Consider the following 26,240-nt stretch of genomic DNA (forward strand, 5'->3'; position numbering starts at 1 on the left):
CCGGGAACGGGGAGAAGCCGGCTGGCGGGTCGCTGGGAACCCGCCAGCCGGCGGTCTCATCCTCCGGGTGCTACTACAGCCCGGTGCCGGTCGTGAACGTCCACGACCGGGTGACCAGGGGGTTGCCGGCGAGATCCCGGACCCCTGTGGTGCTGCCGGTGATGGTGACCCGGTACTGCGTGTTGGACGCGAGGGTGACGGACGGGTTGAGTGTCAACACATTGTTAAGGGTGTTGAAACCGACCGTCGCGGTGACCTGCGCCCCGGTGGAGACCCGGGTGATCCGGACCGTGGTGGTCGAGAACCCGGTGATGGCCTCGCTGAAGGTGGCCGTCACGTTGCTGTTCCGGCCCACCGCCGTCGCTCCCGAGGCGGGAGACGTAGCGGTGATCACCGGCGCCGGACCCGTGGTGAACGACCAGGACGTGGCTGCCATGGTGTTGCCCGCCAAGTCCCGTACCCCGGCAACGGTGACCGTGTACACCTGGTCGGTGCGCAGCGTGACGCTCGGGTTCAAGGTAGCGACCCGGGTTGCGGCGTTGTAGCTCACGACGGCGGTGACGACCGTCGCCCCGCGCCGCAGCACGAAGTTGCTGCCGGTGACCCCGGTGACCGGTTCGCTGAACGTCGCCGACAGATTCGCCGTCGTGCTCACCGAACGGCCGTCCACGGCCGGTGTGCGGGCCGTGAGGGTCGGGGCCACGGTGTCGCCGGCTGTCGGTGTGACCGCCGCCGACCGTGCCGAGGCCGCACCGGTGCCCGCCGTGTTGATTGCGGCCACGTCGAACGTGTACGCAGTCCCGTTGGTGAGTCCGGTGATGACCGCGGAGCCGATGTTGCCGGTCACGGCCTGGGTGCGGGCCAGAACCGTTCCGGCGAAGACCCGCACGGAGTACCCGGTGATCGCCGAGCCGCCGTCGGAGGCGGGAGCGGTCCAGGTCAGCGTGGCCGAGCCGTTGCCGGCGGTTGCGGTGCCGATCGTCGGGGCTCCCGGCGCGGTCGCCACCGGTGCGGCCGTCGGCGTCACCGCGTTGGAGGACGCCGAGAACGGGCTGTCGCCGAGGGCGTTGGAGGCCTGCACCTGGAACCGGTAGGTGGATCCGTTGGTCAGGCCGGTCACCACAAGGCTCCGGTCCCCGGCGGGCGCGTTACGCAGCGCTCCCACTTGGACACCTGCGGGGTCCGTCGTGACGTCCAGCACCTTCACCGAAAAGCGGTCCGCCAGGCCGGCCGTGGGGGCCGTCCAGTTGACGGTGGCCCGGGCATCGCCTGCAGTGGCGGTGCCGATCCCCGGTGCGTTCACCGCAACGGTGTCGGAGAACTGCAGGAACTCGATGTTGCGGAGCGTGTCCGTGCCATCGATGCCCGCACCGTTGTGGACAACCGTGGTGACGGACCCGGGCGAGCCCAGGGTGCCGTCGCCGCCGGTCGTGGTGACCGTGTAGTTGGCCCGTACGTCGGAGAACACCGCCACGTCCCGGTTGCCCGCGGTCTCGAGGGCCGTCGGGGTGATGATCTCCCGGACCGCCACCAGGTTGCCCGGCTTGACGACACCGGAGGCAACGGCGGCCGCCAGCGTCAGCGGGTTGCCGGTCTGGTACTGGCGTTCCATCAGGTCGGTGGTGCCGATCTCCTCGCCGGCGTCGTTGCGGACGCTGATCCGGATCTTGAGGTACCGGTCGCCGTCGATCACGTCGTTGCCGCCGCGGCCCTCGAGCTTGTCGCTGCCGAGGCCGCCGATGAGGATGTTGCCGTCGCCCCAGACCGGGCCGGTCAGCGGGCAGACGCCCATCGGGGACAGTGCCGCCACCGGGCCGAGCGGGGTGCTCGGAGCGGGGAGGATGGCGCCGAGTCCGGCGATCCGGTCGATGCCTGTCTGGTCGAGTACGTCGCAGCCGCTAAAGCCGGCACCGCCTACGGTGCTGGGCACTGCGTCGTCGCCCCGGATCACGTCGTCGAACTTCGAACCGGAGTTGGCTTCGACTTCCTGCCAGCGGTCGCGGTTGACCACGACGGGCAGCGGCAGGCCGGCCAGGTTGTTGTTGATCTTCATGTCGTCGTCCGCGGCCACCGTGTCGTACTGGTGGGTGGCCCAGTCGAATCCGGCGGCCCCCGCGTAGCGGTCCACTGCCGAGTTGCTCGTCATGATGTCGTCGCCGCCCTCGGCGTCGTAATCGTTCTCACCGACCTGGCCGACGAAGATGTCGTTGCCGGGCTTCGTCTGGGCCGGATCGTCGAAGAACGGGGCACCGTGATCACCGATCAGCAGGTCCTGGCCGGACCCGCCCTGGATCCAGTCGTCGCCGCCGTCGCCGAAGGTCGTGTCCGCGCCGTCACCGGACTGCACGAAGTCACTGCCTTCGCCGGCGAACGTTTCGTTGTCGTTGGCGCCGCCGTTGGTGAAGTCGTTGCCGTCGCCGCCCATGATGATGTCGTCGCCGATTCCGCTGTTGATGTAATCGTTGCCCGGGCCGCCCTTGAGGACGTCGGCGCCGGCCAGATCGGTAATCCTGTCGTCGCCGGTGCCGCCGAGGGCGATGTCGTCGCCGCCGTTGCCTTCAATGACGTCGTTGCCCTCGTTGCCGAGGAACGTGTCGTTGTCGTTGCCGCCGGCAACGCGGTCATCGCCGGACGTGCCGTTGTACACCGACTGGCCGTTGATGCCGCTCGGGTCGACTGCGTTCTTTTCCTTGTACTGGATAGTGCCGTCGGGCTTCCGCAGGAGCAGCAGGTCCTCGGGGCATTCGGACGCGGTGTCGTTGGCGACAGTCGGTCCGAACTGGGTGTAGCCGTCCGCGGTGCCGGCCAGGTTGCCCAGCTGGAACTTGCAGTCGGCGGTGCCGAAGGCGTCGGCCTTGAGCGTGTGCGCGTTGGTGTTGCGCATCATCAGCTCCGCGAACGAGTTGCCTTCCAGCTGGGCGCGGAGGTTCATGCCCGGGGTCCGCGCCAGGTAATAGAACCGGTCGCCGTTCTGGAGATCGGTCATCTGGTTCTCGAACACGTAGTTAAAGGTGCTGCCGAGGAGCCCGCCGAAGAGGTTCGTCTTCTCGGCCAGGCCGCCGACCCAGAGATCAACATTGTTCAGGCCGGTCTCCTGCGTCGCCCACGGGCCGGCACTGTTCATGAAGTTCGTCATGTCAGCCGTGGGAGGCGTCGCGAGCGTGCCCGGATCAACGATGGCCTTGGCGGCTGCCCGCTTGCCGGCCAGCGTGGTTTCGTTGGTGATGGTCGGGTACGTTCCGTAGGCCGCGACGAAGTTGATCAACGATTCCGGGTGCTTGAGGTTCTGCCCGAAGTCCGCCCAGCTGGTGTAGGGGGTCAACTGGCCGTCGCCGGTGGCGTTGTGGATCTCGGCACGGAGCACGTTCAGCGGGGGAACACCCTCGGACCTGGCCCGGGCCATATTGATCGCGGCCAGGTCGAGCGGGAGCCCCAGCAGGTTGCTGCGGAGGGTCTTCGTCACAAACTCGTCCAGTTCGTTGCCAACCTGGTCGCTCATGCCCATGATGACGCTTCCGGCGGCCTCTTCCGAGGTCAATGAGCCAGCGGATCCGCCGTTGATGTACTCCGGCGGGTTGAGGAAGCCCTTGAGCAGCGGGATGGAATTGTCGCTGCCGTCCGCGTTCGTCCGCGAGATGGTGTCGGTCAGCATGGAGTGTCCGAAGCGGTAGACCGCGTGGGCAAACTCCGCCCTGACAGCCGGGTCGAGGTCCGTGTGGTAGACGTGGAACGGCTGGATGGCGGGCTGGACCTTGCGTCCGAAGTCCTCGAACACGATGTGCTGGTATTCCATCTCCGTAACGAAGCGTGCGGCCTGGAACAGCCGCTCGCCGTTCCAGCCGTCAGCGCCCGCAGCGAGCTTCCACTCGGCCAGGGCGGCAACTCCGGTGGCGGACGTGTCGTTGCTCAGCGTGTCCTTGAATTCGGCCACCAGGCGGTCGTGCTCTGAGTGGAACACCTGGTGGACGGCGGTCAGGCCGATGTTCTCGTTGACGCGCCCGTCACCGGCGCAGAAGTGCTCGTTGAGCATCTCGTCGTCGTAGGTGCCGGCGGGCTGGTGGGCGAAGTCGGCCGACGGGACGGTGTCGGCGTCGGGGCTCAGGCAGCCGGCCGGCACGCGCGGGGTGACACCGATTGCGGTGGTGCAGGGACCCACCGTTCCCGGGTCTGCGTTGTGCGCAATGTCGGTCAGGAATGGCGTGTCGAAGTGCAGCACGTCAGCCGTCACCGGCTTGGGGTCGGCGGTGTCGCCTTCGACCAGGCCTGTGGTGGTGATGTACTGCGGCAGCCCGCGGGCCGGCCCCGGGATGAACTTGCCGTAAGGGTCCGCCAGGATCATCGGGATGTTCGTGACGTCCTTGTCCTCGAGCTTGAGGCCCAGGAAGATCGCGGCCTGCGACTTGACGGTCTCCCATGTGGCCATGCCGCCGGCTGTGGGGCCGGCTTTGCCGCCCAGCAGCTTTCCGGTGGAAACCGGCTTGCCGTCGGCGTTGTTGATGTACTCCCGAAGGAACACCTGGTGGGAAGGGTGCGAGGTGTAGGTCTGGGACTGGTCAACGTAGGGCGAGTCCGTGTTCGCGGCGTCCTGTACGTCGTCATCCGTCCCCAGAATGCCGTCCTTGCCGGGCTGGTTCTGCGCCCGGGTCAGCACCATAAAGGCCTGACTGGCCGGCACTTCGTCGCCGGTATTGGCCTTGCCGTCGGGGCCGACGGTCCGCAGCGGATCGTCCGCGTTGAGCGGCACGAACACCGTGCCGCCGCCCTTGACGGTCTGGTCCACGCCGTGGTCGAAGAACTGGCCGAACAGGGTGAACATCGAGTTGTACGGCGGGGAAAGGCCGACGTCGGTGGTCACGTTGGGGATAAACAGGGTGTCGCCCGACGGGACGCATCCGGGCGGCGCAGCCTCGACCGGAGGAGTCGCTTGCGGTTGCGGGTCGGTGGTGCAGGGGAAGAGCCCCGGGTTGCCCTGGGTCCTGACCGGTGCCCCCGCAGCCGCCAGCGCCGCGGGGTTGGTGGAGGTCTGGTCAACGATCAGGTTGCTGATCTCGCGCGGTTCCGAGTCGAAGACGTTGCCCGACTTTTGCTTGTAGGACGACGATCCGGGAGCGCCGAAGCCGGCGGGGACGTTCTCCGCGTTGCGGAACACCGGCGTCGTCAGGCGCGGAAAAACCTCATCGGCGGCGCCGTAGGTTTCCCGGCCCTTGATGAGGTTGTTGCAGGAGCCGTCGACCGTACGCAGTCCGTACGAGGTGAGGGCGTTGGGGACCTGGTTGGGCCCGTTGCCCACCAGCGCCCCGCAGGGGCCGGTCGCCGACGTCGTGTTGGCCACGTGGTACTCGGCGATCTTGATTTGTTTGAGGATAAATGCCAGGTCGGCGGTGGTGACGGTGAACCCCGCTCCGACGGGGGTCGGCGCGGCGTTGGCGCCGACCGCCGTGGTGGTGAGTCCGAGGAAGCTGAGCAGCGCCATCGCTGTCCCTGCCGCCACGACCCGGGTCGGCTTGCCAAAGACGCGTCTTTGGGCACCGACCTTCGTGCATGCGAACACATTCATTGTGCACCTGCCTCTAGGAGTGAGTGATGGTGCAAGAGTGCAAGCCGGTTCTTATGAAAATCTTGAGGGCCACGGGGCCCCCGCGACGCCGGTGTACCTAGTGAATACTGGGGTTATGGAAGAGTGCTTCGTGCCCGCTTCTCGCCGGGAAATGTGAGGCTACTGGGGCGGGCGCTGTCCGTGCCGTCGCGCCGGGGCTGGCGGCCGTGCACCCGCAGCCGGGGGCCGCCGGCAGCGCGGCGGCCGGGTACTCAGTCAGCGCGGCAGGATCGGCCCGATTGCTTGCGGCGCTCCGGGCAAGCTGATAGGCCTGTGAGAAGCGTGAAGGTAGGGTGCGTAGTGTTGTTGTGCCGGCCGTCGGATACCCGGCGGCGTCTGCAGAAGGGAAGTTATCGTGACTCGTAAGACTCCGCGCGTCGAAGAGACCAGCGAAAAGGACCTGGAGGTCGGCAAGGGGCCGAAGCACTGGGCGGCCGGCGTTCCGGGCGTCTACCATTCGATGGTCCCTGCCGTGGAGCAGATGGGCCTGAACCGGACCCGCAAGACGGTCATGAAGATGAATCAGAAGGACGGTTTCGACTGCCCGAGCTGTGCCTGGCCGGACCCGCATCACCGGAAGGCGTTCGAATTCTGCGAAAACGGCGCCAAGGCCGTGACCTGGGAGGCAACCCCGGTCCTCATCCCGGCGTCGTTCTGGGCGGAGCACTCGGTGAGTGAACTGCGGGACCGCTCCGATTACTGGCTGGGCATGCAGGGCCGGCTCACCGAGCCGGTCTACAAGCCGGCCGGCGAGGACCACTACAAGCCGGTCGGCTGGGACGAGGCGATCCGGATCATCACGGAGAAGCTCAAGGGCCTGGACTCCCCGGACGAGGCAGCGTTCTACACCAGCGGCCGGACCTCCAACGAGGCTGCTTTCCTCTACCAGCTGGTGGTGCGCGGCTACGGCACGAACAACCTGCCGGACTGCTCCAACATGTGCCACGAGTCATCGGGCTGGGCCATGGGGCAGACGATCGGGATCGGCAAGGCCACGGTCAACTTCGACGACTACGCCAACGCGGACCTGATCATCATCATGGGCCAGAACCCCGGCACGAACCACCCGCGCATGCTCACCGAGCTGGAGAACTGCAAACACAACGGCGGCGAAATTGTCGCCGTCAACCCGCTGCCCGAGGCCGGCCTGCACCGGTACAAGAACCCGCAGAAGGTCAAGGGCATCATCGGCCGCGGCACCTCCATCGCGGACCAGTTCCTGCACATCCGCATCGGCGGGGACATGGCCCTGCTCCAGGCGGTCTCCAAGCGCGTGCTCGACGCCGAGGCGAAGAACCCCGGCACCGTCCTGGACCACGCCTTCCTCGCCGAGCACTGCGAGGGTCTCGAGGAACTGAAAGAGCATCTGGCCCAGCTGGATGAGCAGGCCGTGCTGGAAGCGACCGGACTGCGGTCCGAGGAAATCGATGAGCTGGCGGCCCGGTACCTAAAGGCCGAAAAGGTCATCATCACCTGGGCCATGGGGATCACGCAGCAGAAGAAGGGCGTGGCAACCATCAAGGAGATCATCAACCTGCTCCTGCTGCGCGGCAACATGGGCAAGCCGGGCGCCGGCGCCTCGCCGATCCGCGGGCACAGCAACGTCCAGGGCGACCGGACCATGGGGATCTGGGAGCAGATGCCGCAGTCCTTTATGGATGCCCTCGGCGAGGAGTTCGGCTTCGAACCGCCCCGCGAGCACGGTGTGGACGCGGTGGAGACCATCAACAAGATGCAAGAGGGCGAGATCAAGGTGTTCATGGCGATGGGCGGCAACTTCGTCGGCGCCATCTCGGACACCAACGCCGCCGAGGCCGCGGTGGCCGGGACCGAAATGTCGATCCAGGTCTCCACCAAGCTCAACCGCTCCCATGTGGTGACCGGAGCCGAAGCACTGATCCTGCCCACGATGGGCCGGAGCGAGATCGACATCCAGGAATCCGGGGAGCAGTTCGTCTCGGTGGAGGACACCGTCTGCGCAGTGCACCCCTCCTGGGGCAGCGTGGAGCCCGTGTCGCACCACCTGCTCTCCGAACCGGCCATCCTCAGCCGCCTCGGCAAGGCCCTCGTCGGGGACAAGATCAAGGCCGACTGGGACGGCTATGAGAAGAACTACGACCTGATCCGGGACCACATTTCACGGGTGGTGGGCGGCTGCGAGGACTACAACACGAGGATCCGCCAGGAAGGCGGCTTCATCCTCGCCAACGGCCCCCGCGACTCGCGCACGTTCCCGACGCCGACCGGCAAGGCCGTCCTCACGGTCAACGAGCTCGAACACGTGGAGCGGCCCGCGGGCACCCTGATCCTGCAGAGCATGCGTTCGCATGACCAGTTCAACACCACCATCTACGGCCACAACGACCGCTACCGCGGCATCAAGAAGGGCCGCCACGTGGTGTTCGTGAACCCGGACGACATCAGGGAACTGGGCCTCTCGGACGGCCTCTACGTGGACATTCACGGCCAGTACCAGGACGGCGTCGAGCGGGTGCTGCGCAAGTTCCGTGTCGTCTCGTACCCGACGGCGCCGGGCTGCGCCGCCGCATACTACCCGGAGGCCAACGTGCTGGTGCCGCTCAACCACACCGCCGAAGGCAGCAACACGCCGATCTCGAAGGCCGTCATCGTCCGGCTCGAACCGAGCGTGGACCAGACGCCGGACAGCCCGGCCCGGCTGCATGCCGCCCCCGGAGCGGAAGCGGCAGCACCGGCATAGGCCGCTGCACCGCCGAACAGAACACTGCAGGCCGCGTCCCCGCCGGGGGACGCGGCCTGCCTGCTGTGCGGGTGTTCCGTCCGGCTACTGGGCGCGCTTGGCCCAGCCCTTCTCGTCGGGCCCGCCGGATTCCCCGTGTTCGCACAGCTCGATGACCTTGTTGGAGGCGGCGTGCACGGCTTCCTGGGTGCTCTTGCGCCCGTTGGTGGACGCCGTGCCCGCGGCATACCCCACGATGAACGCGCTGATGGCATCCGCGTGCGGCCCCACGGCCTTCCGTGACTCGTCCGCGACCTGAACGATCTTCTCGTGGTCGACTTCCAGGTCCAGGATCTGCAGGGCCTGGATCAGGCGGGCGCTCCAGTGCCGCAGCGAGCTGTCTTCATCTCGGGGCAAAGTCATGTGCTACTCCTCTTCGTCGGTACAAACGTCGATCGGCTGTCCCTCAAGGGGTAGCACCGATTCCGGCCAATGTGCAACGCGACACAGGCAACGCCGGCCCCGGCGGCCCGGCCGAGTGCCGTTAGCTCCACAGCGCGACGTGGAACTTCGAACCGCGCCGCTCCAGCCCGCGCGAACCGCCGCGGGCGACCATGGCCGCCGTCGCGTCGGCGGTGCGGACGAAGCGCTGCAGGGCTTTCGCCATAGTGGTGGTGCGGTGCTGGTCCAGCGTGCTGGCCCACCAGAGGCCCGGCACGGGGGTGCCGGCGACGGGCAGGCGGAGCAAGGCACCGCTGCGCACCTCGGCCTGGACGATGTGCCCGACGGCGAGCATGGTCCCCTCCCCTGCCCGCACGGCGGCCAGCGCATCGGTCTCGCTGCTGAGCCTGATGATCTCCGGCACGACGCCGAGGCCGGCGAGCCACCGCCCCTCCTCCGAACTGGCCAGGATGCCCGCGGGGCCGGCGAACCACGGCCTGCCGAGCAGCCGCTCCACACCCAGCGGGCCGCGCACCCGGCCCAGCGGGTCGGAGGCGGCCGCGACGAAGACCCGCTGGTAGCGCAGGAACGGGACGGACTCGAGGCCCGGGTCCGCGGCCGGGGTGCCGGCGGGGGCCAGCGGCCGGGCACCGAGGGCGATGTCATAGGCACGTTCCAGCAGCAGAGCGGCGAGGTCCTCCGCAGCCACGGCGACCACGTCCACGGAAGCGCCGGGGACGCGTTTGGTGAACAGGTCCAGCAGCCGGCCCGCCGCATGCTCGGCGAACGGTGCGGTGGCGGCGATTTTCAGCCGCCCGGCGTCGTTCTTGGCGTTGGCGACCTCCCAGCGGGCCTGGTCCGCGAGCCCGACGATGTCCTGCGCGTAGTCCGCCAGCGCCCTTCCGCCCGGGGTCAGCGAGATCCCGCCCGCGGCCCGCACAAACAAGGGATCGCCGAGATCCTGCCGGAGCGCCGCCAGGGCCGCGGAAACCGCGGGTTCACTGACGCCCAGGGCCGCGGCCGCGGCGTGCAGGGAGCCCAGCCGCGCCACCAGCGCGAACGTCCGCAGCTGGCTCAACGTCATCGACACGGCTTCATAACCTTTCGCTTATGTCGATCTTGACACCCCTCTCGGGGCGGGGCAACACTTGCCTTAAACCGGCGCCGTGCGACGTTGCCTGCGCCCCGGAGTGAGGTGGGACTATGCAGATTCCGGCTCCATTCGACTATGTTCGCGCCACCACCGTGGAGAACGCGCTCGAACTCCTAGCACGCCACGGCCCCGAGTCGCGGATCATCGCCGGCGGCCACAGCCTGCTTCCGATGATGAAGCTCCGGCTCGCCCGCCCGGAGTGGCTGATCGACATCAACGACCTCTTTGAACTCGACTTCGTTCTGCAGGGCGGCGGGGAGCTGCGCGTCGGCGCCCTCACCCGGCACAGCACGCTGCTGGAGTCGGAGGAAATCGCCCGGCTGTTCCCGATTGTCCGGGACGCCGAGTCCGTGATCGCCGACCCGGTGGTTCGCAACCGCGGCACGATCGGCGGCTCGCTCTGCCAGGCCGACCCGGCCGAGGACCTGTCCACGGTCTGCGACGTCCTCGACGCCGTGGCGGTGGTCCGCGGCCCCGGTGGCGAGCGCATCCTGTCGATGCGGGACTTCCACCGCGGCCCGTACCAGACCGCCGTTGGGGCGGACGAGCTGCTGTCCGAAGTCCGGTTCCCGGTCCGGCCCCGTTCCTCCAGTGCCTACGAGAAGGTGGAGCGGCGGGTGGGCGACTGGGCGGTCGGCGCGGCCGGCGCGGCCGTGACCCTCGCGGAGGACGGCAGCATCGCCGAGGCCGCCGTCGGGCTGACGGCGCTGGGCCTGGACCACACCGTCGCGGACGCCGCCGAACTGCTGCGCGGCAAACACCCGTCCGAGGAGCTGTACGCCGAGGCCGGCGCTCTGGCGGCCGAAGCCTGCGACCCGGTGGCGGACCAGCGCGGGCCGGTCGACTACAAGCGGCACCTGGCCGACGAACTCACCCGGCGGGTCCTGCGGCGGGCCTGCGCCCGCGCCGCCGGGACGGCCGCACAGACCCAGGAAGGCTGAAGCACATGCAGATCAGCATGACCGTTAACGGCAACGAAGTGACGTCCGAGATTGAACCGCGGGTGCTCCTGGTGCACTACATCCGCGAGGTGCTGGGCCTGACCGGCACCCACTGGGGCTGCGACACCAGCAACTGCGGGACCTGCGTGGTCCTGATGGACGGCCAGCCGGTGAAGTCCTGCACCGTCCTCGCGGCCATGGCCGCCGGGCACGACATCCGCACCGTCGAGGGGCTCGCCACCGGCGCCACGCTGGACCCGGTCCAGCAGGGCTTTATGGAAGAGCACGGGCTGCAGTGCGGCTTCTGCACCCCGGGCATGATGCTCACCGCCCGCGCCTTGCTGGACAAGAACCCGCACCCGGACGAGGGCGAGATCAGGCAGGCCATCTCCGGGCAGATCTGCCGGTGCACCGGCTACTCCACGATCATCCGCTCCGTGCAGTGGGCCGCCGCCCACCCGGCCGCCGCTGCCGACGGCGGCGGCGAGGCCGCCGACGAGGTCCTCGACGGCACCGACACCGTGGTGGAGGACGTCGCGACGGAAATCGACAACGCAGAGGTGAAGGCATGACTGTCATCCACGAGCGGGGCAGCAACCCCGCAGCCGGCGACGCGGACCGCCCGATCGGCTACGGCCGCATCCAGCGCAAGGAAGACCCCCGCTTCGTCCGCGGCAAGGGCCACTACGTCGACGACCTTGTGCTGCCCGGCATGCTGCACGGCGCGATCCTGCGCGCCCCGGTGGCGCATGCCCGGCTCGTCTCGATCGACACCACCAACGCCCTGGCCCACCCCAAGGTGCTCGCCGTCATCACCGGCAAGGACCTGGAAGGCCTCAAGCTCGCCTGGGCGCCGACCCTGTCCGCCGACGTTCAGGCGGTGCTGGTCACGGACAAGGTCCGGTTCCAGGGCCAGGAGGTCGCGTTCGTCGTCGCCGAGGACCGGTACGCCGCCCGCGACGCGCTGGAACTGATCGACGTCGAATACGACATGCTGCCGCCGCTGGTCGACGCACGCCGGGCCCTCGACGCCGACGCGCCCGTCATTCGGGACGAAATCGAGGGCCGGACGGACAACAAGATCTTCGACTGGGAGATCGGCAGCGCGGCGGAGACCGACGCGCTGTTCGCGAGCGCCGACGTCGTCGTCAGCCAGGAGATGGTCTACCCGCGGGTGCACCCGGCGCCGATGGAAACCTGCGGCGCCGTCGCCGACTTCGATGCCGTTAACGGCAAACTGACCCTCTACGAGACCACCCAGGCCCCCCACGCCCACCGCACGCTGTTCGCCATCGTCGCAGGCATCCCGGAACACAAGATCCGGATCGTGTCCCCGGACATCGGCGGCGGCTTCGGCAACAAGGTCGGCATCTACCCCGGCTACATCCTCGCCGTCGTCGGCTCGATTGTCACCGGCCGGCCGGTGAAATGGGTCGAGGACCGCTCGGAGAACCTGATGTCCACCTCCTTCGCCCGCGACTACATCATGCAGGGCGAGATCGCCGCGACCCGGGACGGGAAAATCCTTGCGCTGCGCACGAATGTGCTGGCCGACCACGGCGCCTTCAACGCCACCGCCCAGCCCACGAAAACCCCGGCCGGCTTCTTCTCCATCTTCACCGGCAGCTACGACCTGCAGGCCGCCTACTGCAAGGTCACCGGCGTCTACACCAACAAGGCTCCCGGCGGCGTGGCCTACGCCTGCTCCTTCCGCGTCACCGAGGCCGTGTACCTCGTGGAGCGGATGGTGGACATCCTCGCCCGGAAACTGGAGATGGACCCGGCGGAGCTGCGGCTGAAGAACTTCATCAAACCGGAACAGTTCCCCTACGCCAACAAGACCGGCTGGGTCTACGACTCGGGCAACTACGAGGCAGCAATGCGGAAGTCCATGGAGCTGGCCGGCTACGAGGACCTCCGCCGCGAACAGGAGCAGAAGCGGGCCAAGGGCGAGCTGATGGGCATCGGCATCTCCTTCTTCACGGAGGTCGTCGGCGCCGGGCCGCGCAAGCACTTCGACATCGTCGGCCTGGGCATGGCCGACGGCGCCGAACTCCGGGTCCACCCCACCGGCAAGGCCGTGGTTCGGATCTCGGTGCAAAGCCAGGGCCAGGGCCACGAAACCACGTTCGCCCAGATCGTCGCGGAGGAACTCGGCATCCCGCCGGAGAACATCGACGTCGTCCACGGCGACACCGACCAGACGCCGTTCGGCCTCGGCACCTACGGCAGCCGTTCGACGCCGGTCAGCGGCGGCGCCGTGGCGCTCGTGGCCCGCAAGGTGCGGGAGAAGGCGAAGCTGATCGCCGCGGCGATGCTGGAGACCCGCCCGGAGGACCTGGAATGGGAGAAGGGCCGCTGGTTCGTCAAGGGCGACCCCACCGCGGGGAAGACCATCGAGGACATCGCGATGGCCGCCCACGGGACGCTGACGCTGCCCGAGGGCGTCGACGGCAACCTCGACGCCGAGGTCACCTACGACCCGCCCAACCTCACGTTCCCGTTCGGCGCGTACATCTGCGTCGTCGACGTCGACCCGGGAACCGGGCACGTGAAGGTGCGGCGCTTCGTGGCGGTGGACGACTGCGGGACCCGGATCAACCCGATGATCATCGAGGGCCAGGTCCATGGCGGCCTGACCGACGGCGTCGGGATGGCCCTGATGGAGATCATCGAGTTCGACGCGGACGGCAACAACCTCGGCGGGTCGTTTATGGACTACCTCATCCCCACGGCCATGGAGGTCCCGGACTGGGAGACCGGCTTTACGGTCACCCCGTCCCCGCACCACCCCATCGGCGCCAAGGGCATCGGCGAGTCCGCCACGGTCGGGTCGCCGCCCGCGATCGTAAACGCCGTTGTGGACGCACTGGCCCCCTTCGGGGTCACGCACATGGACATGCCCTGCACCCCGGCCCGGGTCTGGGCCGCCATGCAGGGCCGGGCGAGGCCGCCGATCTGATGACCACCACCGCTGAATCCATCGCCGCCCGGGCCGGCGAGCTCACCGCCCGCCGCGAGCCGTTTGTGCATGCCACGGTGGTCCGCGCGCAGCATCCGACCAGCGCCCGCGCCGGAGACACCGCCCTGCTGCTGCCCGGCGGCGAGCTGCAGGGCTTCGTCGGCGGCAACTGCGTCGAGTCCTCGGTCCGGGAGTACGGGCTGCAGGTGCTGGCGTCCGGGGAACCCCTGCTGCTGCGCGTCCTGCCCGGCGAACCGTCGCACCGCACCGAGGAGGGCGCCGTCGAGGTGTCCAACCCGTGCCTGAGCGGCGGCGCGATCGAGATCTTCCTGCAGCCCCGGATCCCTGCGCCCCGGGTGGTGGTGGTCGGGGCCGCGCCGGTGGCGCAGGCGCTCGCCGCGCTGGGGCCCGGCGTCGGGTTCGACGTCGAACTCGCCGACGGCGACGCGGCGCAGCCCCGCCCCGGGGACGCCGCCCTGATCGTCGCCTCGCACGGCAAGGCCGAGGAAGGCGCCCTCGAAGCGGCGTTGCGCGCGGGCGTGCCCTACGTGGCCCTCGTGGCGAGCGAGGTGCGCGGAGCCGCCGTGCTGGACTCCCTCGACGTCGACGATGTGCTGCGCTCGCGGGTCTACACCCCGGCGGGGCTGCAACTGGGCGCCCGCACCCCCGGGGAAATCGCCCTGTCCATCCTCGCCCAGCTGGTCCAGGAGCGGGCCACGGCGCGGGCGCACGCGCACACCGGCGGGGTTCCGGCCCCCTCGACCCCGCAGCCGAAGACCGCGGTGGACCCGGTATGCGGCATGTCCGTACCGGCAGTGGAATCGTCCCTGCACCTGGAGCACAACGGCGTCACCGTCTACTTCTGCTCCCCCGGCTGCCGCGCGGCCTTCCGCAAGGACCCGGAGCGCTATGCCCTCAGCACCTGACTCCCCCGCGCCCGAGTCCCCGGTCGCTGAGTCCCCGGTCCCCGCCGGCACGGCGGCCGTCATCCTGGCAGCCGGGGGCTCGCGGCGCCTGGGCCGACCCAAGCAGCTGCTGCCCTATGGCGGCGGCGTGCTGCTGGACGCCGTCCTCGCGACGGCCCGGCGCTGCAGCTTCGCCCAGACCGTGCTGGCCCTGGGCGGCTCCGCCGAGGAGGTCCTGCGCGCCGTGGACACCTCGGGCTGCGAGGTGGCGCTCAACCCCGACTACGGCGAGGGCTGCTCATCCTCGATTGCCGCCGCGATGGCCCTGCTGCGGCCGGACACCGGTGCGGTGGTGCTGCTCCTCGGTGACCAGCCCGGCGTCCGCGCCGGGAACGTGGCACCGCTGGTCCGCGCGCTGGCCGGGCCGGGTGGCCCCGGGGCCGCCATGTGCCGGTACGACGACGGCATCGGCCACCCCCTGGCGTTCAGCCGGCGGCTGCTGCCGGACTTGGCCTCCCTGCACGGGGACAAAGCCGTCTGGAAGCTGCTGGACCAGCGGTCGGACGACGTCGTCGAGGTTTGGACGCCGGGGCCCGTCCCGCTGGACGTCGACACCGAGGAGGACTACCGGCGGGTGCTGGCCGAGCTGCAGGGGGCCGGGTGACCACGGCAGCCCGGACGGGGGCAGAGGAAGAGGTACAGCGGCGGATCCCGGACGTGGCCTCGCTGATGGCGGCCCTGGACCGGCACGACTACCTGGCCGACACCGGGCTGGCCACCGCCCTGTTCCTCGCGGTGCGGCTGCCGCAGCCCATCCTGCTCGAGGGCGAGGCGGGGGTGGGCAAAACGGAGGCCGCCAAGACCCTCGCGGAGCTGCTGGACACACCCCTGTTCCGGCTGCAATGCTACGAGGGCATCGACGCGGGCGAGGCGCTGTATGAATGGAACCACCAGCGCCAGCTGCTGGGCATCCGGCTGGCCGAGGCCCGCGACGCCGAGGTCAGCGAAACCGAGCTATTCGGCCCGCAATACCTGCTGCGCCGGCCGCTGCTGCAGGCCATCGAGCACCCCGGGCCGCGGCCGGCGGTACTGCTGCTGGACGAAATCGACCGCGCCGACGCCGAGTTCGAGGCGTTCACCTTCGAGCTGCTCGCGGAAGCCTCGGTCACCATCCCCGAGCTCGGCACCATCCGCGCCACGCATCCGCCCATCGTGGTCCTGACCTCCAACCGCACCCGGGACCTGCACGACGCACTGACCCGCCGGTGCCTCTACCACTGGATCGACTACCCGGGGCCGGCCCGGATCGCCGAGATCGTCCGCCGCCGCGTGCCGGCCAGCAGCGGGCCGCTGGCACTGCAGGCCGCCGCGGTGATCACGCGGCTGCGGACCCTGGACCTGGCCAAACCCCCGGGGATCTCGGAGGCGATCGATTGGGTTTCGGCGCTCGCGGTGCTGGGCATCGAGCGGATTGACGCCGCCACGGCCGAACAAACCTGGGGCTCGATCGTCAAGAACCGCGACGACCTGGAACTCGTGGACTCCCGCGGTGCGGCCTGGCTGGTAGGAGGCACAGGTGACTGAGACAAGGCCCGTGCCAGTTGCCCCGCCGTCGTTTGTGGAGGCTGCCGCCCTGGCCGCCGCCGTCATCACGGCCCTGCGCCGCGCCGGCCTTTCCTGCTCCCCGGACCGCGCCGCCCGGCTGGCGGAGTCCCTCCGGCTGGTCCCCCCGACATCGCTGGACCGGCTGTACTGGACCCTGCGCGTGGTCCTGGTGGCCAGCCTCGAGCAGCTTCCGGTGTTCGACGCCGTGTTCAACACCGTCTTCCGCGGCGGGTTCGATCCCGCGGCAGCGCTGGACCGCAGCACCGGCACCCCCGTCCCGGCCGCGCCTGCCCCGCCGCCGGAGGAGGGATCCAGCCCCCGGCCCGCCGCGGACAGCGGCCGCCCCACCGAGCCCGGCCGCACCACCGGCCCCCGGCACCCTGCCGTGGCGACGGGCCGCGACGACGACGGCGCCCGCTCTGGCCCCGACCGTGAGGCCGTCCTCGCGATGGCCTCCGCCGAGGAGCACCTGCACGGGACAAACTTTGCCGAGCTCTCCGCGGCGGAGGCCGCCGAGGTGCGGCGGCTCGCGGCCCGGATCCAGCTGGCCACACCCGTGCGCCGCAGCCAGCGGACCCGCAAATCGCCGCACAGCAGCGCCCAGCTGGACGTCCGGGCCACCGTGCGGGCCGCCCGCCGCTCCGGCCACGACTCCCCCCGGCTGTTCTACGCCCGGCGCCGGGCGCAGCGCCGCAAGCTGGTGCTGCTGTGCGATGTCTCCGCCTCGATGGAGTCCTACTCCCGGGTCTTCCTGTCCCTGCTGCAGGGCGCCGTCGCCAATGCCGGGGCGGAGGCCTTCGTATTTTCCACCCGGCTGACGCGCCTGACCCGGCAGCTCGCCCACCGCGATCCCGACCTGGCCCTGGCCCAGGCCGCCGCCACCGCACCGGACTGGGCCGGCGGCACCCGGATCGCCGGGAGCCTGCGGCTCTTCCTGGACGAACACGGCCGCCGCGGGCTGGCCCGGGGAGCGGTGGTGGTGGTGTTCTCCGACGGCTGGGCGCAGGAGGATACGGCGCAGGTCGCCGCCCAGATGGCCCGACTGCGCCGGCTCGCGCACCGGGTGGTCTGGGTGAACCCGCGCAAGGCCGCACCGGGCTACCAGCCGCTGGCCGGCGGCATCGCCGCCGCGCTGCCCTACTGCGACGCGTTCGTCAGCGGACACAGCTACGCGGCCCTGGCGGAGCTCGCCGCAGCCATCCGCGGCGATGGCCCGCCCGGACCCGGCCGGCACACGCCGGGACACCCAAGGACCGGAAGTCAACCCAAAGACAAGGGAGCAGCTCATGCAGATTGACAGCAGTTTTGCGGTGGTCGCACCGATCGGCAAGGTCTGGGACACCCTGATGGACTTTGAACGGGTGGCCGGCTGCCTGCCGGGCGCCCAGATCCTGAACAAACTCTCCGACGACGCCTACCAGGTGGGCATGACGGTCAAGCTGGGCCCGGTGAACATGCAGTACAAGGGTCTGCTCAACGTGCTGGAGCGCAACGCCGCCGAGCACCGGGCTGTGCTCGGCGGCAAGGCCCAGGAAACCCGAGGCCAGGGCACCGCTGAAGCCCGGGTCACGCTGGCGCTCACGGAGGAAGGGAGCACCACGCGCGGAACCGTCAGCGCCGACCTGGCACTGTCCGGCAAGGCCGCGGCGATGGGCAAAAGCGTGATCGGCAGCGTCACCGAACAAATGATGGGGCTCTTCGCCAGCAACCTGCAGGCCATGCTCGCCGAACCGGGCGCGGCGGCCGGGGACGGCGCGGCGGCTGCCCCCGAAGCGGAACCGGCGGCCGCCCCGGCGGCTGCAGCCCCGGTGGCGGCCACCGGGGCTGGCGGCATGGCAACGCCGCCGCAACCGTCTGCGCCGTCGTCCCCGCCGGCGCCGTCCTCCAGCCTCGACGCGTTCAGCCTCGCCAGGGGCATCGCCGCCGACCAGCTTTCCAGCCCCGGCAAGGTCCTCGGCCTGGTCGCCGTGGTGGCCTGCGTCGCCTACTGGGCCGGCCGGCGCTCCGCGTTCCGGATGCTCCGGCTCTGCGGACGGCTCTAGGCGGCACCGTGCGGGACGTGCTGGAGGCCATCATGCCGGACTGGCGGCAGGGCACCACCGCCGGCCTGGCCACCGTGGTGAACACGTTCAAGTCCGCCCCGCGGCTGCCGGGCGCGTCCATGGCCGTCACCGCCGGCGGCGAGGCCGTCGGGTCGGTGTCCGGCGGCTGCGTGGAAGGCGCCGTGTACGAACTCGCCACCCAGGTCAAGGACGACGGCCTCCCGGTCCTGGTGCGGTACGGGATCAGCGACGACGACGCGTTCGCCGTCGGCCTGACCTGCGGCGGGATCATCGACATCTTCGTCGAGCCGGTCTCACGGGAGCGTTTCGCCGAGCTCGACGGCGTCCGGCAGGACATCGCCGACGGAAAGCGGGTGGGGGTGGCCACGGTCATCGAGCACCCGGACAGCACCTGGCTGGGCCGGCACCTGGTGGTCCGTCCGGACGGCTTCGAGGGCAACCTGGGCTCGGAGCGCGCCAACCTGGCCGTCGGCGACGACACCCAGGGCTATCTGGCGGCGGGCCGGACCGGCATTCTGAGCTACGGCCCGGACGGCGAACGGCTGGACAGCGGGATGCGGATCTTCTTCAGCAGCTACGCCCCCGCGCCGCGGATGCTCGTCTTCGGCGCGATCGACTTCGCCTCGGCGCTCGCGAGGCTCGGCACCTTTCTCGGCTACCGGGTGACCGTCTGCGACGCCCGCACCATTTTCGCCACACCGGCAAGGTTTCCCGACGCCGCCGAGGTGGTCAACGAGTGGCCGCACCGCTACCTCGCCGCACAGCAGAAGGCGGGGCTGGTGGATGAACGGACGGTCATTTGCGTCCTCACGCACGACCCGAAATTCGATATCCCGCTGCTGGAGGTGGCCCTGCGCGGCGGCCCGGTGGCGTTTGTCGGCGCGATGGGTTCGCGGCGCACCCACCAGGACCGGCTGAGGCGGCTGCGCGAGACCGGACTCGGCGATGCCGAACTGGCCCGGCTACACAGCCCCGTCGGCCTGGACCTCGGCGCCCGGACCCCGGAGGAGACGGCGGTGTCCATCGCCGCGGAGATCATCGCCAAGCAGTGGAGCGGCAGCGGCGAGCCCCTGCGGCAGCTGGACGAACGGATCCACCACGACGAACAGACCACCGGACAGCCGCCGGCCTAGCGGCAGTTCGACGTCGGCCCCTGCTGCTGGGTGGGGGCCCGGGGAAGCCTAGCGCCCCGCAGCGGCGGGGACGGCTGAGAGCAGTTCCCGGTAGCGTGCGGCGTGGGCCGCCAGTTCCTCCGGTGTGGCCCGCGGCGCCGAATGCAGGATCAACGGCTCTGCCATGTCCATCCCGCACAGGTGGGCGGTGGCGTCCAGGGGGCGCAGCAGCTCGGCCATGGTGAAGCGGTTGTGCCCGGTCGGGGTGTAGGACGATTCGGGGCCGCCAGTGGAGATGACCAGCTGCAGCCGCTTGCCGTGCAGCGCGTCCCCGCCGGCACCGTAGGCGAACCCGTACCTGAGGACCTGGTCCATCCACTCTTTCAGCACTCCGGGCATGGAGTACCAGTGCCAGGGGAACTGCAGCACGATGGTGTCGTGCTCCCGCAGGAGCTCCTGCTCCCGGGCGGCGTCGACGCGCCGGTCCGGGTAGGCGGAGGCGAGCTCCCGGACGGTGACGCCGTCGAGGTCCGTGACGGCGTCGGCGAGCGCCGCCGTGATCCGGGACGCCGCCAGATCCGGGTGGGCAACGACGACGAGGGTGCGGTGGGAGGTCATGGAAGGTTTGTGCTTCTTTCGGAGTCGGATTCGAGGCCGACCAGGGCCGTGCTGAGCCGCCAGAGGCGGTCAGCATCGGCCTGGCTGTAACTGCGTTCGGATGATTTTTTGGCCGTGCTGTTGGCAAAGTACTGGCCTGTGACATTTTCGAGTTCGGGCGCCGAGGCGAGATGGATGGACGTCTGCGCTCCCTGCTCCGGAGTCTTCATCCAGCGCTGCACCAGCGGCGCCAGGTACCCCTGCAGCGGTCCGGGATCCTCGGCCCCGAAGGCTGTCCGCACCACACCGGGGTGCAGCGCGTTCGCCGTGACCCGGGTGCCGGCGAGCCGGGCGGCGAGACCGTAGGTGAACAGGACGTTCGCCAGCTTCGACTGGTTGTAGGCCCGCTGCCCCGAGTAGGAGCGCTCGGCCTGCAGGTCCGCGAAATCCATCCGGCCCATGGCCTGGGCTCCGGAGGAAACCGTCACCACCCGCGCGGGCGCGCTCCCCTTCAGCCGGTCCAGGAGCAGATTCGTGAGCAGGAACGGCGCCAGGTGGTTGAGGGCGAAGGTGTACTCCAGGCCGTCAACGGTGAGCCGGCGGCTGTTCCAAAACCCGCCGACGTTGTTGACCAGCACGTCGAGGCGGTCCAAGGTCTGCAGCACCTCGCCGGCCAGGCGGCGGACCTCTCCCTGGGAGGAAAGGTCTGCGATGAACACCTCAACGGGGGCCGAGGCCACCGCACGGATCTCTTCTGCCGCCTGTGTGGCCCGGTCCGCGTCGCGCCCGGTGATGGCGACCCGGGCGCCCCGGGCGGCCAGGCCCAGTGCTGTGGCCTTGCCGATCCCGCCGGTTCCGCCGGTGATCAGGACAGTTTTTCCCGCCATGGATTGCATACGAGCCTCACTCCCGGTGCCGCGTTCGCCGGACGGCACTCCCGTCGGCCGACCTAGGCAGGATTGTCCAGGTCGGGAACGAAGCTATCAGACAGAATTGTCTGTGCACAAGCCGCGCCCGTGGCCCGGCCGGCATTGCCGCCCCCGGCTCCGGGCGTAAGCTCATGCCATGGCGAGATTCTTCGATGTGCACCCCGATAACCCCCAGCCCCGCTCCATCACGCAGGTGGTGGAACTGCTGAAGTCCGGCGGCCTGATCGCCTACCCGACCGACTCCTGCTACGCCCTGGGCGCCCAGCTGGGGAACAGGGACGCCCTGGAGCGGATCCGCGCGATCCGGCACCTGGACGACAAGCACCACTTCACGCTGGTCTGCAAGGACTTTGCCCAGCTCGGCCAGTTCGTGCAGATCGACAATGACGTGTTCCGCAGCATCAAGGCCGTGACGCCGGGCAGCTACACCTTCATCCTGCCCGCCACCAAAGAGGTGCCGAAGCGGCTGCTGCACCCGAAGAAGAAGACCGTGGGCGTTCGGATCCCGGACCATACAGTGGTTCAGGCGCTGCTGGCGGAACTCGGCGAGCCGCTGCTCTCCAGCACCCTGCTGCTGCCGGACGAGGAGGAGCCGCTGACGCAGGGCTGGGAAATCAAGGAACGGCTGGACCACGTGGTGGACGCCGTGATCGATTCCGGCGACTGCGGGGCGGAGCCGACGACGGTGATCGACTTCTCCAGCGGCGTCGCCGAGGTTGTCCGCCACGGCATGGGCGACCCGTCCAGGTTCGAATAAGGGCCGAGAGCCGCGGAACCGCAGCATCGTCGACTAGGCTCTTGGGATGCCCCGCCTCATCGCTCCGGACGCCCGCTACCACTCCTCCTGGCTGGAGGGATCCGCCGAATTCGACGGAGCCCACCGCGACGGCGGAGGCGCGGAGGACTGGTCCCTGGACGAGCTCCGGGATCCGGAGTCGTTCCGCCGCTTTGTCGACACCCTGAACAAGGACGCCCTGCCCGAGAGCCCGCGGAAACCGGGCTATGTGCCCTGCACCTACCTGTGGATCGTCGAGGGCGAGAAGTTCCTTGGCTCCCTGGCCATCAGGCACGAACTGAACGATTTCCTCTTCAATGAGGGCGGCCACATCGGCTACAGCGTGCGGCCCTCGGCCCGGCGCCTCGGCCACGCAGCAGCGGCCCTGGCCGATGCCCTGCCGGTTGCCCGGGACCTCGGAATCCCCCGCGCTCTCCTTACCTGCGACGAGGACAATGCCGGCTCCCGGGCCACCATCGAAAAGAACGGCGGCGTCTACGAGGACAGCCGCAACGGCAAACGCCGCTATTGGATCGATACCGTCCCCGCCGCCTAGGAACCAATGAACCCCTTCGGCCCGGCCTCCCACAGCGCGCGCCGTTTCATGTGCGGGCTAGTTTGCCTCGAGGACGAAGAAGATGAAGGACAGGAACGCCGACTTCTCCCCGCTGAGGATGCGGGACGGAAGCAGTTCGCGCGGCGTGTCCGGCGAAGGCTCGGGTTCGCTCACGGTGGCCACGCGGTAGCCCGCCGATATGAAGGCGTTGATCATCGCGTGCAGCGGCCGGTGCCAGAAGGTCAGGACTGCCGGTTCGCCGTCGAACTCATAGTCCTCCGAGTATTGGCGGAGGGCGAAGTAGTCCTCGGCCGGCTGGGTGACCACAGTGACCGTGGGGTGGTTGACCGACAGGATCAGGCGGCCGCCCGGCCTGAGCACCCGTCGAAGTTCAGCCAGGGGTGCCGACCAGTCTTCCAGATAGTGCAACACCAGTGACGAGATGACGTCGTCGAAGGAGCCATCGGCGTAAGGGAGCGGCTTGCTGAGGTCGGCCACGTGCAGTTCCGCGGACGCGCCCAGCCGCTGTCTTGCCAGCCCCAGCATCGCGGGGCTGGAATCGAAGCCTGTCATGACCGCGCCCTTCGCACTCAATGCCGCGGTCAGGGGCCCCGAGCCGCACCCCGCGTCCAGGATCCGGCGCCCGTCGACGTCGCCGGCGAGCGCAATCATCGCCGGCCGCTCGTAGTAGGCGTTGAGGAGGCTGGACTCGTTCTCCGCCGCGTAACGTTCGGCGAAACTGTCGTAGTGGTCGGCTTTCACTTCTCTTCCCTTCAAGCGATTTCCCCGGGCGGGATAATTAGGGTCGACCCTAGCAAGCAGCATCCGCCTTTCAACAGCACCTGCGGGCTGGGTCTTCGCTGCCTTAGGCTCCCTTCGCTCCGAGCCCCGGGTCACGGGGCGCCAGATTCGCCACGGCGCCGAGGGTCGGTCCATTGTCGGCCCTCGGGACTACACTTGGATTCGAAGATATATTCGAATGAAGGTGTGTTGTGGGCGTATTCATCGGGCCCCGCGTGATAGATGCGGGCTCTTCCCTCCTGTCGGTGCTGATCTCGCCGGTGCCGGTCGCGGCCGGCTATCCGTCGCCAGCCCAGGACTACTTTGACGGCCGGATCGACCTCAACGAACATCTCATCAAGGACATCACCAGCACCTACGTGGTGCGGGTGTCCGGTGACTCGATGGAGGGCGCCGGCATCAGCGACGGCGACGAACTCATCGTGAACCGGGCCTTGGAGCCGCGCGACGGGTGCGTCGTCGTCGCCGTCCTCGACGGCGAACTCACCGTCAAGCGCCTCCGCCTCACAGCCGCCGGGGTGGTCCTGCAGGCCGACAACCCGCGCTACCCCGACATCCGGGTGCCCGCCCTCGCCGACCTCGTCATCTGGGGAGTCGCGACCCGCTGCCTCCACCACGTCTGAAAACCATGCCTGAGTCCCGCCCCGGCCGCGGCAGCATCGCCCTCGTGGACGTCAACTGCTTCTACGCCAGCGCCGAACGCGCCTTCGACCCCTCACTGGAGGGCAGGCCCGTGGTGGTGCTCTCCAACAACGACGGCTGCGCGGTCACCCGCTCGGCCGAAGCGAAGGCGCTCGGCATACCGCTCGGGGAACCCTGGTTCAAGATTGCCCCGCGGGCCAAAGAGTGGGGCCTGGTAGCCAGGTCCAGCAACTACGAGCTGTACGGGGACGTCAGCGCCCGCGTGATGGAACTCCTGGGCCGCTATTCGGCCTGGTTGGAGGTGTACAGCATTGACGAGGCCTTCCTTGGCGTCCGGGGCACCCCGGAGGAATTGCTGCGGCTGGGCCAGGCCATGAAGACCGCGGTGCGCCGGAATGTGGGCGTCCCGGTCTGCGTCGGCATCGCCGGCACTAAAACCCTGGCGAAGCTGGCCAACAAGTGGGCCAAACACAACCCTGACTTCGACGGCGTCTGCCATTGGGATTCTGTTCCCGCCGACAGCCGGGAGCACCTGATGGCCCGGCTGTCCGTGATCGAGCTCTGGGGTGTCGCCACGCGGCTGACCAAACGTCTCAACGGGATGGGGATCCATACCGTGCTGGACCTCGCCCGGGCGGACCCGATCAGAATCAGGGACCGCTTCTCGGTGGTGCTGATGCGCACCGTCCTGGAACTGCAGGGCACCCCCTGCATCCCGCTCGAAGAGGAACGCGTCGGCCGCGACCAACTGATCTTCAGCCGGTCCTTCGCCACGCCGATCAGCACCGCGGCCGGCATGCGCCAGGTCCTCGGCATCTACGCCCAGCAGGCCAGCGCCCGGCTCGCCAGGCACGAGCTGCAGGCCACGGTCCTCACCGCCTTCGCCGCCACGTCCTACTACAACCCCCGGGACAGCTCACACCCCTCGGTCTGTGTCCGGCTGCCCATGCCCACCGCGGATCCCGTGCTGCTGGCCCGGGCGTCTTACGCCCTGCTCCCCCGGATCGACGACGGCGTGAAGTACGCGCGGGCTGGCATCATGGTCACGGACCTGCGCCCGACCGCCCGCCAGGCTCCGCTGGCCGCCTTCGAGAATCCCCATGAAGAACGCGGCATCGGCCCGCTGCTGGAGGAGGTCAGCCGTAAATACGGGCGGGGCTCCATCGGCCTGGGGCACGCCGGAATCCGCGGCGGACCGGACTGGACGATGAAGCGTGACATGCTGTCCCCGCGCTACACCACCCACTGGGACGAGCTGCCCGTCGTCAAGGCGGGCTGACTCCCCCGACCCGCCCGACAGCCGGACACCGGTTCGACGGCGGCTCACTGGCGGGACAGCTGTGGGTCAGACGGCCGCGCGGACGCGCTGGAGGAAGGAGTCCAGGATCCTTCCGGCGTTCTCATGCAGCCGGTCATCGGCCGCGAGGCGCTGCGGTCCGGCGCCGTGCAGCCTCTCGCCCAGGAAAAGCAGGGCCGCAAGCACTTCGGAGAGTTCCGTGTTCGCCTCCGCGCGCTGGCGCAGGAGCCGCAGATGCGCCGCCTGGAGGGCCGGGCCGGGAGAGCAGGCCAGGTCGCGGTCAAAGAGCCGACGGCAACGGTCATAGGCGGAGAGGCCCTCGACCGGCAGCCCCGCAAGTTCGTACGCCGTCACCAGGACCGTCCAGGCCCTTTCGTTCAGCGGCTCCGTTCGGATCGCTGTCTGCGCCCAGCGGATCGCCTCGTCGTGACGCTCCAGGAAGCTCGCCGTCTCGGCGGCGAAGATCATCGCGCCGACCCGTTCGGCGGAATGGCGAGTGCGGGCCTCTTCTGCCCAGTCGGCCACGAGCTCAAAGCCGAGGAGCGGTTCCGTGGAAAGTTCCAGCGCCTCAAGCAGGAGCGGATACGCGTCGGCCGGGGCCGCAAGGCTGGCCGCGCGGAGCAGACCGCGGAAGCGCGAGAGGTCCAGGTCCACAAGCTGGGGATCCAGCACGTAGCCGCTGTTGGCCGTCCGGAGCGGGCCGGTCTTGGTCTGGCCCGGCTGAATGGCTCGGCGGATGCCGCTGACGTAGCTCTCCAGGGTGGCCACGGCGCCGTCACTGGCACTTGGACCCCAAAGGATCTCGATCAGGCGGGTTTTAGAGACCGGCGTACCCAGATTCAGCAGGAGAATCTCAAAAATGTGCCGCGGTTTGCACCCGCCCAGATCCGCGGCAGTGAGTGCCACGCCGTCGCGGCGGATTTCCAAGGATCCAAAAAGTTGAACGGATATCGATGGTGTTGCTCCCGGCAAATTGTTCACGATGTTCTCCGATTTCCCCAGGTAAAACGATTTAAATCGCGTCATTCAAAGGCCGAAGTAGAGACGGAACAGTGCGGACTGAAACCCCTGTTCTAGCCGACCCCTCACAGCCACCGTGACACGATGAACATTGGGCAACAAGCAGGGAAACTACCCGATTTCCGGGGGAATGAAAGACGGGTACGT

At 69.2% G+C, this 26,240-nt stretch carries 21 protein-coding genes; 14 read left to right on the forward strand and 7 right to left on the reverse strand.

Going from position 1 to position 26,240, the window contains the following annotated elements:
• Positions 1-73 precede the first annotated feature (73 nt).
• Positions 74-5,473: a peroxidase family protein gene (locus tag E7Y32_RS14140; RefSeq protein WP_146337675.1), complete on the reverse strand. Its 5,400-nt coding sequence runs from the start codon at positions 5,471-5,473 to the stop codon at positions 74-76.
• A 478-nt stretch (positions 5,474-5,951) separates the two neighbouring features.
• Between E7Y32_RS14140 and E7Y32_RS14145 the strand changes: the two genes are divergently transcribed.
• Positions 5,952-8,315 (forward strand): FdhF/YdeP family oxidoreductase, encoded by a 2,364-nt coding sequence (locus tag E7Y32_RS14145; RefSeq protein ID WP_146337676.1) that lies wholly within the window; start codon positions 5,952-5,954, stop codon positions 8,313-8,315.
• Between the two features lie 84 nt (positions 8,316-8,399).
• Here E7Y32_RS14145 and E7Y32_RS14150 read toward each other — a convergent pair whose 3' ends face one another.
• Entirely contained in the window at positions 8,400-8,717 is a 318-nt protein-coding gene (locus E7Y32_RS14150) for a DUF6457 domain-containing protein (protein ID WP_146337677.1), read from the reverse strand.
• A 121-nt stretch (positions 8,718-8,838) separates the two neighbouring features.
• Positions 8,839-9,819, reverse strand: coding sequence for a LysR family transcriptional regulator (locus E7Y32_RS14155; protein WP_146338722.1), 981 nt, complete (start codon positions 9,817-9,819; stop codon positions 8,839-8,841).
• Between the two features lie 119 nt (positions 9,820-9,938).
• Here E7Y32_RS14155 and E7Y32_RS14160 point away from each other — a divergent pair, with 119 nt between their 5' ends.
• From E7Y32_RS14160 to E7Y32_RS14200, 9 genes are read left to right on the forward strand one after another with little or no spacing between them, the layout of a single operon-like run.
• Positions 9,939-10,829 carry a xanthine dehydrogenase family protein subunit M gene (locus E7Y32_RS14160; protein WP_146337678.1) on the forward strand — a complete coding sequence of 297 codons (891 nt, stop codon included), beginning with the start codon at positions 9,939-9,941 and terminating at the stop codon, positions 10,827-10,829.
• A gap of 5 nt (positions 10,830-10,834) precedes the next feature.
• The gene (locus tag E7Y32_RS14165; RefSeq protein WP_146337679.1) at positions 10,835-11,401 is read left to right on the forward strand and encodes a (2Fe-2S)-binding protein; all 567 of its coding nucleotides are present in this window, start codon (positions 10,835-10,837) and stop codon (positions 11,399-11,401) included.
• Positions 11,398-13,791 (forward strand): aerobic carbon-monoxide dehydrogenase large subunit, encoded by a 2,394-nt coding sequence (locus E7Y32_RS14170; protein WP_146337680.1) that lies wholly within the window; start codon positions 11,398-11,400, stop codon positions 13,789-13,791. The genes E7Y32_RS14165 and E7Y32_RS14170 overlap by 4 nt, the downstream gene beginning before the upstream one ends.
• Positions 13,791-14,717, forward strand: a complete 927-nt coding sequence (locus E7Y32_RS14175) for an XdhC family protein (protein WP_146337681.1) — start codon at positions 13,791-13,793, stop codon at positions 14,715-14,717. Before E7Y32_RS14170 ends, E7Y32_RS14175 begins: the two co-directional genes overlap by 1 nt.
• Positions 14,701-15,360: an NTP transferase domain-containing protein gene (locus tag E7Y32_RS14180; RefSeq protein ID WP_146337682.1), complete on the forward strand. Its 660-nt coding sequence runs from the start codon at positions 14,701-14,703 to the stop codon at positions 15,358-15,360. Before E7Y32_RS14175 ends, E7Y32_RS14180 begins: the two co-directional genes overlap by 17 nt.
• The gene (locus E7Y32_RS14185; protein WP_186466993.1) at positions 15,357-16,280 is read left to right on the forward strand and encodes a MoxR family ATPase; all 924 of its coding nucleotides are present in this window, start codon (positions 15,357-15,359) and stop codon (positions 16,278-16,280) included. The genes E7Y32_RS14180 and E7Y32_RS14185 overlap by 4 nt, the downstream gene beginning before the upstream one ends.
• Entirely contained in the window at positions 16,273-17,598 is a 1,326-nt protein-coding gene (locus E7Y32_RS14190) for a VWA domain-containing protein (RefSeq protein ID WP_146337683.1), read from the forward strand. Before E7Y32_RS14185 ends, E7Y32_RS14190 begins: the two co-directional genes overlap by 8 nt.
• Positions 17,588-18,343 carry an SRPBCC family protein gene (locus E7Y32_RS14195; RefSeq protein ID WP_146337684.1) on the forward strand — a complete coding sequence of 252 codons (756 nt, stop codon included), beginning with the start codon at positions 17,588-17,590 and terminating at the stop codon, positions 18,341-18,343. Before E7Y32_RS14190 ends, E7Y32_RS14195 begins: the two co-directional genes overlap by 11 nt.
• Positions 18,344-18,351: 8 nt before the next feature.
• Positions 18,352-19,497 carry an XdhC/CoxI family protein gene (locus E7Y32_RS14200; RefSeq protein ID WP_146337685.1) on the forward strand — a complete coding sequence of 382 codons (1,146 nt, stop codon included), beginning with the start codon at positions 18,352-18,354 and terminating at the stop codon, positions 19,495-19,497.
• A gap of 48 nt (positions 19,498-19,545) precedes the next feature.
• Here the strand turns inward: E7Y32_RS14200 and E7Y32_RS14205 are convergent, their stop codons facing one another.
• Positions 19,546-20,094 (reverse strand): NAD(P)H-dependent oxidoreductase, encoded by a 549-nt coding sequence (locus E7Y32_RS14205; RefSeq protein WP_146337686.1) that lies wholly within the window; start codon positions 20,092-20,094, stop codon positions 19,546-19,548.
• Positions 20,091-20,960: an SDR family NAD(P)-dependent oxidoreductase gene (locus E7Y32_RS14210; RefSeq protein WP_261382455.1), complete on the reverse strand. Its 870-nt coding sequence runs from the start codon at positions 20,958-20,960 to the stop codon at positions 20,091-20,093. The genes E7Y32_RS14205 and E7Y32_RS14210 overlap by 4 nt, the downstream gene beginning before the upstream one ends.
• Before the next feature lie 178 nt (positions 20,961-21,138).
• On the opposite strand from E7Y32_RS14210, the gene E7Y32_RS14215 reads away from it, so the two are divergent.
• Positions 21,139-21,759: an L-threonylcarbamoyladenylate synthase gene (locus E7Y32_RS14215; RefSeq protein WP_146337688.1), complete on the forward strand. Its 621-nt coding sequence runs from the start codon at positions 21,139-21,141 to the stop codon at positions 21,757-21,759.
• A 46-nt stretch (positions 21,760-21,805) separates the two neighbouring features.
• On the forward strand, positions 21,806-22,333 hold the full coding sequence (locus tag E7Y32_RS14220) for a GNAT family N-acetyltransferase (RefSeq protein WP_146337689.1): 528 nt from the start codon (positions 21,806-21,808) through the stop codon (positions 22,331-22,333).
• Positions 22,334-22,390: 57 nt separating this feature from the next.
• Here the strand turns inward: E7Y32_RS14220 and E7Y32_RS14225 are convergent, their stop codons facing one another.
• Complete coding sequence (locus E7Y32_RS14225; RefSeq protein WP_186466994.1) at positions 22,391-23,095, reverse strand: class I SAM-dependent methyltransferase; 705 nt, start codon at positions 23,093-23,095, stop codon at positions 22,391-22,393.
• A 230-nt stretch (positions 23,096-23,325) separates the two neighbouring features.
• Here E7Y32_RS14225 and E7Y32_RS14230 point away from each other — a divergent pair, with 230 nt between their 5' ends.
• Both E7Y32_RS14230 and E7Y32_RS14235 read left to right on the forward strand, forming a co-directional pair.
• A complete protein-coding gene (locus E7Y32_RS14230) occupies positions 23,326-23,757 on the forward strand; it encodes a LexA family transcriptional regulator (protein WP_146337691.1) in 432 nt (143 codons plus the stop codon).
• 5 nt (positions 23,758-23,762) lie between these two features.
• A complete protein-coding gene (locus E7Y32_RS14235; RefSeq protein ID WP_146337692.1) occupies positions 23,763-25,055 on the forward strand; it encodes a Y-family DNA polymerase in 1,293 nt (430 codons plus the stop codon).
• Positions 25,056-25,121: 66 nt separating this feature from the next.
• Here the strand turns inward: E7Y32_RS14235 and E7Y32_RS14240 are convergent, their stop codons facing one another.
• The gene (locus E7Y32_RS14240; protein WP_261382456.1) at positions 25,122-26,000 is read right to left on the reverse strand and encodes a BTAD domain-containing putative transcriptional regulator; all 879 of its coding nucleotides are present in this window, start codon (positions 25,998-26,000) and stop codon (positions 25,122-25,124) included.
• Between the last annotated feature and the right edge of the window lie 240 nt (positions 26,001-26,240).

The sequence above is a fragment of the Arthrobacter sp. UKPF54-2 genome (assembly GCF_007858535.1).
Taxonomy (GTDB): domain Bacteria; phylum Actinomycetota; class Actinomycetes; order Actinomycetales; family Micrococcaceae; genus Arthrobacter.

Bases quoted from the DNA above. Each gene is read 5' to 3' on its own strand.
- E7Y32_RS14155 (WP_146338722.1), bottom strand. From the start codon at position 9,819: ATGACGTTGAGCCAGCTGCGGACGTTCGCGCTGGTGGCGCGGCTGGGC.
- E7Y32_RS14220 (WP_146337689.1), top strand. From the start codon at position 21,806: ATGCCCCGCCTCATCGCTCCGGACGCCCGCTACCACTCCTCCTGGCTG.
- E7Y32_RS14195 (WP_146337684.1), top strand. From the start codon at position 17,588: ATGCAGATTGACAGCAGTTTTGCGGTGGTCGCACCGATCGGCAAGGTC.
- E7Y32_RS14165 (WP_146337679.1), top strand. From the start codon at position 10,835: ATGCAGATCAGCATGACCGTTAACGGCAACGAAGTGACGTCCGAGATT.
- E7Y32_RS14140 (WP_146337675.1), bottom strand. From the start codon at position 5,473: ATGGCGCTGCTCAGCTTCCTCGGACTCACCACCACGGCGGTCGGCGCC.
- E7Y32_RS14210 (WP_261382455.1), bottom strand. From the start codon at position 20,960: ATGGCGGGAAAAACTGTCCTGATCACCGGCGGAACCGGCGGGATCGGC.
- E7Y32_RS14235 (WP_146337692.1), top strand. From the start codon at position 23,763: ATGCCTGAGTCCCGCCCCGGCCGCGGCAGCATCGCCCTCGTGGACGTC.
- E7Y32_RS14175 (WP_146337681.1), top strand. From the start codon at position 13,791: ATGACCACCACCGCTGAATCCATCGCCGCCCGGGCCGGCGAGCTCACC.
- E7Y32_RS14150 (WP_146337677.1), bottom strand. From the start codon at position 8,717: ATGACTTTGCCCCGAGATGAAGACAGCTCGCTGCGGCACTGGAGCGCC.
- E7Y32_RS14205 (WP_146337686.1), bottom strand. From the start codon at position 20,094: ATGACCTCCCACCGCACCCTCGTCGTCGTTGCCCACCCGGATCTGGCG.
- E7Y32_RS14170 (WP_146337680.1), top strand. From the start codon at position 11,398: ATGACTGTCATCCACGAGCGGGGCAGCAACCCCGCAGCCGGCGACGCG.
- E7Y32_RS14215 (WP_146337688.1), top strand. From the start codon at position 21,139: ATGGCGAGATTCTTCGATGTGCACCCCGATAACCCCCAGCCCCGCTCC.
- E7Y32_RS14180 (WP_146337682.1), top strand. From the start codon at position 14,701: ATGCCCTCAGCACCTGACTCCCCCGCGCCCGAGTCCCCGGTCGCTGAG.
- E7Y32_RS14160 (WP_146337678.1), top strand. From the start codon at position 9,939: ATGCAGATTCCGGCTCCATTCGACTATGTTCGCGCCACCACCGTGGAG.